This is a genomic window from Collinsella sp. AM41-2BH, from assembly GCF_003468085.1.
Lineage (GTDB): Bacteria > Actinomycetota > Coriobacteriia > Coriobacteriales > Coriobacteriaceae > Collinsella.
Genome location: NZ_QSGH01000004.1, coordinates 55,143 through 63,776 on the forward strand (window position 1 = coordinate 55,143; position 8,634 = coordinate 63,776).

At 58.6% G+C, this 8,634-nt stretch carries 5 protein-coding genes; all 5 read left to right on the forward strand.

Annotated features, from left to right (window positions below; all coding sequences use genetic code 11):
- The first annotated feature begins 471 nt into the window (after positions 1-471).
- Positions 472-3,246 carry a YhgE/Pip domain-containing protein gene (locus DW899_RS03215; protein WP_233539883.1) on the forward strand — a complete coding sequence of 925 codons (2,775 nt, stop codon included), beginning with the start codon at positions 472-474 and terminating at the stop codon, positions 3,244-3,246.
- Entirely contained in the window at positions 3,247-5,436 is a 2,190-nt protein-coding gene (locus tag DW899_RS03220) for a YhgE/Pip domain-containing protein (RefSeq protein WP_117799980.1), read from the forward strand.
- Between the two features lie 200 nt (positions 5,437-5,636).
- Entirely contained in the window at positions 5,637-6,620 is a 984-nt protein-coding gene (locus tag DW899_RS03225; protein WP_117799981.1) for a DMT family transporter, read from the forward strand.
- Positions 6,621-6,736: 116 nt separating this feature from the next.
- Positions 6,737-8,038 (forward strand): M20 family metallopeptidase, encoded by a 1,302-nt coding sequence (locus DW899_RS03230; protein WP_117799982.1) that lies wholly within the window; start codon positions 6,737-6,739, stop codon positions 8,036-8,038.
- Positions 8,039-8,080: 42 nt separating this feature from the next.
- Complete coding sequence (locus DW899_RS03235) at positions 8,081-8,539, forward strand: MFS transporter (protein WP_233539884.1); 459 nt, start codon at positions 8,081-8,083, stop codon at positions 8,537-8,539.
- The last annotated feature ends 95 nt before the right edge of the window (positions 8,540-8,634 follow it).

The following is an 8,634-nucleotide window of genomic DNA, read 5'->3' on the forward strand; positions in this document are numbered from 1 at the left end:
TCTGCCTTTCAACTTCGGCGGCATGACCAGAAGGTCAATGCCGCCTTGTTTCAAGGCACCTTGCTCGCTCTGGCGGGCTTTCGCTGTCCGCGCCAAAACATCGGCGTTGTTATGGGTAGTCGTTGGGGACGTTCTTAAATGACTAGTCGTTGGGGAATGTGGCACTTGGGGACGTTCCTTTTCTGCCGGCAGTTTGGGACATTCCTTGCACCATTAGTCGTTGGGGACGTTCTTGTTTGACTGGTCGTTTAAGAACGCCCCCGATGACTATTCGGATTGTTAATTTGTGCGGGTTGTGGTTTTGCGACCTGCTGAAATTTGAGATACTGTACAACTGTACGTTAACTAATCTTCGTAGTATATTGCTACCCGCAAAACTCAATACCATTGTGCTTCGAGACGCTAAAGCGCCTACGTACAATGGTTTTTGATAGTACGATTTGATTCAACGACAGGATGGATGGTCCAAGCGTGAGTCTCGGCAGCAAACTATCTAACGCAAAGGTCTCCTTTGCGATATTTAAGCGCGACATTAAGCGACTGCTTATGAACCCCGTCGCCCTGGTGGTTACCTTGGGCGTGTGCGTCATTCCCTCGCTGTATGCCTGGTACAACATCGTTGCCAACTGGGATCCGTACGGAAATACCCAGGGCATTAAAATCGCCATCGCCAACAACGATCAGGGCACCCAGAACGACCTAGTGGGCGAGCTCAATGCAGGCGATAAGGTGGTCGACCAGCTCAAGGAAAACGATCAGCTGGGCTGGACCTTCGTCGACTCGGCTGCCGATGCCAAAGAGGGCGTCGAGAGCGGGGAATACTACGCGGCGATCGTAATCCCCAAGAACTTCTCCGACAATCTTGTCTCGATGCTCGATGGCAATTACCATCAGCCGAAGCTCACCTATTACGTCAATGAGAAGAAGAGCGCCATTGCGCCCAAGGTCACCGATACCGGTGCCAACACCATCGAGGAGCAGATCAACTCGGAGTTTGTCTCCACGGTGGGCGAGACTGTTGCCAGTATCGCCAAGGATGCCGGTGTCGATTTAAAGGACAAGGCAACCCAGACTCAGGACTCGCTGACAAGTTCGGTGTCCGAGGCATCCGACACCTTGGGTGAGGTGCGCGATTCGATTGGCGATATGAATGCCGCCATCGATAAGACGAGTGGCGCTATCGCCTCGGCTGATGCGGCGCTTGCCGGCTTGCAAGGTCAGGCACCGTCGCTGACGCAGGCAATCTCCCAGGGCAACGACCTGCTGGGCGAGGCTCGCGCCACGGCGGGCAACTCTATCACCTCGCTCTCCAAGGCACTCTCGGAAGGTAGCCTTGCACTCACCAAGACGTCAGCCTCCGCGAACGCTGCGATTGGCAAGCTAACGGGTACGGTCACATCTACGACCACCCGCATCGACAACTCGCTCGAGTCTCTCCAGGCGACGATCGATCACAATAAGGCCGTTATCGGGCACTTGGAGATTCTCGTTAATGACACGTCGACAGGTTCCGAGGAAATTGACGCGCGCATTGTATCGACCATCGATTCGCTTCGCGAGCAAAACCAGAAGCTGCAGAGCATCAAGGATGGCCTTTCTGCACAGTCGAGCGCCATGGCAAACGACGCTACGGCAATCTCGAACGCGAGCAACGCACTCAACGCGGCAATTCAGACCGGTACGGCTAACCTCGGTCAGGCTCAGACCGATCTGGGTCAGAACGCACTTCCGAAGGCTTCGAGCGCGCTTGACTCCTTTGCCGCCGTTTCGGGCGATTTGACCGGCATTGTGTCGGGTGTGACCCCCACGATAGCGAGCGCGCGCGGCACGCTGGCGCAGCTCGACGCCACGCTCAAGCAGGCAAAGACCACGCTGTCCCAAACCGACGCCTCCCTTGCCAAGGTTCAGGACAAGCTCGCGACCGCCGCCAATGACATTGCGGCGCTGCAGACCTCTGAGTCTATGGGCGAGTTAGCCGACCTCATGGACGTCGACGTCAATGACGTGGCAGATTTCATGGCATCTCCGGTTGAGCTGACGTCCAAGTCAATCTATCCGGTCAAGAGCTTTGGCTCGGGCATCGCGCCCTTCTACACCAATCTGGCGCTGTGGGTAGGCGGCTATGTGCTCATCGCTATCTATAAACTCGAGGTCGACCGCGAGGGCATCGGTAGCTTTACGGCGCGTCAGGGCTACTTTGGCCGCTGGCTGCTGCTGGTGATCCTGGGCGCGTTCCAGGCCATTATCGTTACGGTGGGCGACCTGGTCATTGGCGTTCAGTGCGTCAATCCGCTGCTCTTTGTACTGGGCGGCATCGCTATTTCGTTCACCTACGTCAACATCATCTATGCGCTGTCCACCACGTTTAAGCATATCGGTAAAGCCATTGGCGTCATCCTCGTCATTGTGCAGATCCCCGGCTCGTCGGGCATGTATCCCATCGAGATGATGCCCGGCTTCTTCCAATGGCTGCATCCGCTGCTGCCCTTCACCTATGGCATCAACCTGCTGCGCGAGACCGTCGGTGGCATGTATTCGTTCAACTACCTGTTCAACCTGTGCATCCTGGGCGTGTTCCTTGCCATCGCACTCTTTATCGGTCTGCAGCTGCGTCCGCTGCTGCTCAACCTCAACCTGCTCTTTGACAAGCAGCTTTCCACGACGGGCCTCATGATCTGCGAGTCCAACGACCTGCCGCGCCAGCGCTATTCGCTGCGCACGGCCATGCGCGTCATGCTCGATTCGGATTCGTACCGTCGCGAGCTGCTCGATCATGCCGTGGCGTTTGAGCATCGCTACCCGTACTACATCAAGGGCGGTTTTGCCGCCGTGGTAGGCGTGCAGGCTCTGCTCTTTGTGCTTTCGACGGTGCTCGATATCGACAATAACGGCAAGATCATCCTGCTCGTTATCTGGATCATTTCGGTTATCGCCATCTGCGGCTGGCTCATCAACATCGAATACATCCGTGCGAGCCTCAATACCCAGATGCGTATCTCGGCGCTTTCGGACGAGGACCTTCGCCGCGAGATGCGCGAGCACACGGCTGCCATCCCTGCCGCCCGTCGCATGTTTGGTCTCAACGCCAGCGAGCGTGGCGCCAAGGGAGGCGAACAGCCTACGAGCCGTCTGTCGCATATCGGTGCGCATCGTAAGGCTCAAGATGCCGACGGCGCTGACAACGTAAACGGAAACGACGGGGACACCACCTCGCTTGGCAAGCACTCTAAAGGAGGTGAGGCATAAATGAAAAACATCCTGCACCTGTTTAAGCGCGATGTCCAAAACGTGTCTCGCTCCGTGATCGGCATGGTCGTCGTGATGGGCCTGATCATCGTGCCATGTCTCTATGCATGGTTTAACATCGCCGGAAGCTGGGATCCGTACGGCAACACCGGCAACCTTAAGATCGCCGTGGTCAACACTGATGAGGGTTACGAGAGCGATCTGATTCCCGTCGAGGTCAACGTGGGCGAAAACGTAACCGCCACCCTGCGCGGCAACGAGAACTTCGACTGGGTTGTGCTCAACGATCGCGATAAGGCCATCGATGGCGTCAAGTCGGGCGCGTACTACGCTGCCGTCGTTATCCCTAAAACGTTTAGCGCCGACATGATGACGCTTTTCTCGACCGAGGTGAAGCACGCCGATATCGAGTTCTACGAGAACCAGAAGGCTAACGCCATCGCACAGATCGTGACTGAAAAGGGCTCGAGCGCCGTCCAGAGTCAGGTCAACGAGACCTTTACCAAGACCATCACGACCATCGGCCTTAAGACCGTGTCCAGCCTGCTCGACTATATGAGTACCGACCAGGTGAGCAACTTTATCGCCAATCTGTCCTCGACGCTGGGCGATTCGGTCGAGGACCTGCAGGACGTTCAGGCGAGTGCGACGTCGCTCGCGGGCATTTTGAGCTCCACGTCCGATTCACTGACATCGGCGGGCGGCATGCTCAAGCAGACGGGCACCGTTGATGAGTCGACGAAGCAGCTGATGGAGCACGCCAAGAGCGGCATCAATGATTCCAAGGAAGCGCTCAAGGCCGCCAACGATGCCGTTGACGCGGCGATTGACGGAAGCGCGGGCTCGTTCGACAACGTGTCCGCCGAGCTTGCGAAGGCATTCGATGCCGCGAATCAGCATGTTCACCTTACGGTGTCTCAGCTCAACGAAGTCGCAGCGGCGCTCAATACGCGTGCTGACGATATCGATGCGATGGCCGATCAGCTCCGCAACCTTGCCGACCAGGTGAGTGATGACAAGCTCAAAGACGGTCTCGAGTCCGCTGCGACGTCGCTGGGCAGAATTGCCGTGGAGTACCGCAACAATGCGAAGGACCTGACGGCGACCGCAAAGTCCCTTTCGGACGGCATGGCGGAGGTCAACAACTCGCGTGCCGAGGTCGACCAGGCCATCGCCGATGCCAAGGCGGGTATCTCGGGAGCCAAGTCCGACTACGATTCCACGTTCTCGGTTAAGGCCAAGGAGCTCAAGAAGACCATTTCGGGCGTTCTGGATTCCCTGAACGGTATCTCGGGTGACTTGGATAGCGCTGTGAGCGGTCTGACCGACGCCTCTGGCTCGCTCGCAAAGGGCCTCTCCAAGGCTGCGACGCTGGTCAACAAGGCTTCTGATCAGTTGGGCGAGGCGTCGGACAAGATCAGCGCTTTTAAGGACGAGCTTGATAGCGCTCTGATGTCGGGTGACCTGGCCATGATTAAGACAATGATTGGCAACGACCCCGAGGGCCTCGCCGTGTCGCTTTCCGGCCCCGTCGCGCTCGACCGCAAACCGGTCTATCCGATCCGCAACTACGGTTCGGCCATGGCACCGTTCTACACGATTCTGTCGCTGTGGGTGGGCTCGATTGTACTGGCGGCCATGATGAAGGTCTCGGTTGACGATGAGCTCATCAACGAGCTGATCCCCGTGCGCCTGCACGAGATCTACCTGGGCCGCTACCTGTTCTTTGGAGGTCTGGCCCTGCTGCAGGCGACACTCGTGTGCGCGGGCGACATCCTGTTCTTTGGCATTCAGTGCGACAACCCGCTGCAATTTGTGCTGGCGGGTTGGGTCGCGAGTCTCGTGTTCTCCAATATCGTCTACACGCTTACGGTTTCGTTTGGCGATATCGGCAAGGCGCTCGCCGTCGTGCTGTTGGTTATGCAGGTCGGCGGTTCGGGCGGTACGTTCCCCATCGAGATGACCGGCCCTGTGTTCCAGGCGATCTATCCGTTCCTGCCGTTCACCCACGGCATCAACGCCATGCATGCCGCCATGGCTGGCGCCTACCATATGGAGTACTGGATTGAGCTAGGCATTCTGGCGAGCTATCTGATTCCGTCGCTGGCACTGGGCGTCGTCTTCCGCCGCCCGGTCATCAAAGCCAACGACTGGATCATCGAAAAGCTGGAGTCAACCAAATTGATTTAGTTCAGCCACGTAAACGCTGTCAGAACATCGAGGTCTTCCAGTTTGACACTTTATTATGCTGGATTGCGATGCAACGCTGGTTGTTGCTACAGTAGCGGGGCGTGCCGGGGGTCCGGTGCGCCCCGTTTTATTTGACCATGAGGCGGCACGCGGCCATGCACGTGCGGACACCACGCCCAGACTGAGCGCGAGGATGCCCTATGGCTCAGAATGCCGTTGATGAAATCGAAAACATGCCCGATAGCCCTGTAGCGCGCGAAGACCTGGGTGCCGGCGGCACCTCCCGCGGCGCCGGCGCGCGTTCTCCGTTCTTCTGGAAGGTCTTGCTGCTTTCGGTGGCGGTCATCTGGGGCTATTCCTTTACCACCATGAAAGATGCGCTCGATACCATTCCGGTGTTCGAGCTGGTCTACGTTCGCTTTCTCCCGGCGTCACTGGTTATGTTTGCTATTTTCCATAAGCGCATCATCGCTCATTTCAATGCCCGCAACCTGATCGTCGGGCTGGGCATGGGTGCGCTCATGTGGGGAGCATACGGACTGCAAACGATTGGCCTGGCGCAGACCACGGCAGGCAAGAGTGCATTTTTGACGGGCACGTACTGTATCCTTGTGCCGTTTGCCAGCTATGTCCTGAGCGGCGAAAAGCTCACCCGCTATAACCTGGGTGCGGCACTGCTGTGCCTGGCGGGCATTGGCCTGGTGGCACTCGATAGCGTCGAGTTCAATGCTGGAGATGTCATCACGCTGGGCGGCGCGGTCTTCTTTGCTATCCAGATGGCAGTGACCGCCAAGTATGGTCGCAAGATGGACATCAACGTCATCACGTTTTGGATGTTTGTGGGCAATGGCGTGTTGAGTCTGGTCTCGTCGCTGCTGTTCGAAACCCAGGCGCCTCTGTCTGTGTGGACGCCGAGCTTTATCGCCGTGATGGCCTTTCTTTCGGTGGGCTGCACGTGCGTGGCCCTGCTCATTCAAAACGTCGGCCTGGCGCACGTCCCGGCCTCGACGGGCTCGCTGCTCCTTTCGATGGAGTCGCCTTCGGGCGTGCTGTTCTCGGTGCTGCTGATGGGGGAGGCGCTCACCTCGCGCCTGCTTGCCGGCTTCGCGCTCATCTTCCTGTCGATTATCTTGAGCGAGACGCATTTCGATTTCTTGCGCCGAAAATCTCACCCGCAATTGTAAACAACTTGTTGCGCCGCCCTCCCAGGGCGGCATTTTTTATGCCATGCCCTTACAGTTGTGCCTTGCACTTTACGCTATCAAAGTGCGTGCTGCAAAAACGTTACTGGAGGGCATCTATGGCACCAGCTCTGTCTGATTTTCAACCGCAACCAGCGCCTCAGGCTACCACAGCGGCGCAGACCGCTATCGGCGATGGCCTGGTCAAAGAAGCCCAGGCATTTGCCGGTGAGCTTGCCGCATGGCGTCACGATCTCCATCAGATGCCCGAGCTCGGTAACAATCTTCCGCAGACGTCTGCCTATATCCAGGCACGTCTGGACGAGATGGACATCCCCCATACCACGCTAGTCGACGGTTCCTGCGTCGTTGGCCTGATCGGTGCCGGTGCGGCTGCGGCCGCTCAGGGCAATGGCACGTGCAAGGACGAGCAGGCCGGAACGGTCGTCATGCTCCGAGGCGATATGGATGCCCTGCCCGTTGCCGAGGAATCGGGCGAGCCTTTCGCCTCTACGAACGGCTGCATGCACGCATGTGGACACGATATGCACGCAACGGCGTTGCTTGGAGCGGCGCGCCTGCTCAAGGCCCGCGAGTCCGCGCTTGTTGATGCCAACGCCACGGTTAAGTTGCTGTTCCAGCCGGGCGAGGAAACCTTTGAGGGTGCCCGCGCCGCCATCGCCGACGGTCTGCTTCAGAACCCGCGTCCTCAGGTCGCCTTTGCCATGCATGTCAATAGTCAGTCGCCGCTTGGCCTGGTGCTCTACGGCAGTCCGGCGCTCTCGGGCGCGTACGGTTTTCGCATCACGCTTCAGGGCAAGGGCGGCCATGGCTCGAGCCCCGAGATCTGCATCGACCCCATTACGGCGGGTGTGCACGTGCATCTGGCACTTCAGGAGCTTATCGCTCGCGAAGTGCCGGCGGCCAAGGAGGTCGCGCTTACCGTTGGCAAGTTCGCCGGCGGTCAGGCCGCAAATGTCATCCCTGATACTTGTGTGCTCGAGGGAACGCTGCGTGGCTTCGATGTCGAGCTCATGGAGCGCCTCAAGACCCGCATCGCGGAGGTCGTCAAAGGCGTTGCCACGACCTATCGTACGCCGGCGACTATCGAGACACTCTCGGATGTTCCCCCGCTCGTACTCGACGACGGCATGACGCAGGCGTCGCTTGGCTACGTGGGCGCGGTGCTGCCCAAGTCCGCCTTCCTGCCGCTGTTCCACGCCATGGCGAGCGAGGACTTCGCGTTGATCTCGAGCGAGATCCCGAGCGCGTACTTTACCGTGGGCGCTGCTGTGACTGATACGGACGAGCATTTTGCTCAGCATCATCCCAAGGCACGTTTTAGCGATGCCGAGCTTCCCCTTGGCGCCGCGGCTTATGCTGCCGTCGCTTTGGGCTATATTGCTGACCACAAGGAGTAATCCATAGCCCAGCAGCATAAATTCTTCCCCGGTTGGCTCGTCGTGGCCTCCGGCTTTGTCATCATGGCCACGGTCGTTATCGCCAAGATTTCGCTCGGTGCGATCTATGACCGCTTTGGCCTGCGCTTTGGCAATATCCTTGGCTCCGTTGCGTGCATTATCGCCTGCGTGGCGCTGTGTTTCCCGACGACGGACCTCGGTCCTATTGTCGCTGCTGTGAGCTTTGGTGTTGGAACGTGCATGGGCACCATCACGCCTACAATCGCCGCGTCCAAGCAGTTTGGCATGGCCGACCTCGGTAAGGTCACGGGCACCATTACCTCGCTCGAGATGGTCGGCGGCACCGTGGGCGCTATCGTCTCGGGCGTGCTGTTCGATGCCACGGGCTCCTTTGCGAGCACCTGGATCGTGTGCCTGGCGTGCTCCGTGGTCATGCTCGTGTTCCTGCTGGCATCCGAGCCCATCGCCGCCAAGCTGCGCGCAAGCGTGGCGGGGGAGTAGCGGGTCGCCGCCTATTCCTGTTTGTCTGTTCTGCCCGTGGCTGCCCTGGAAGCCGAATGGATGCTCGTACCGTCATTCGGTTTCCAGGGCAGCCA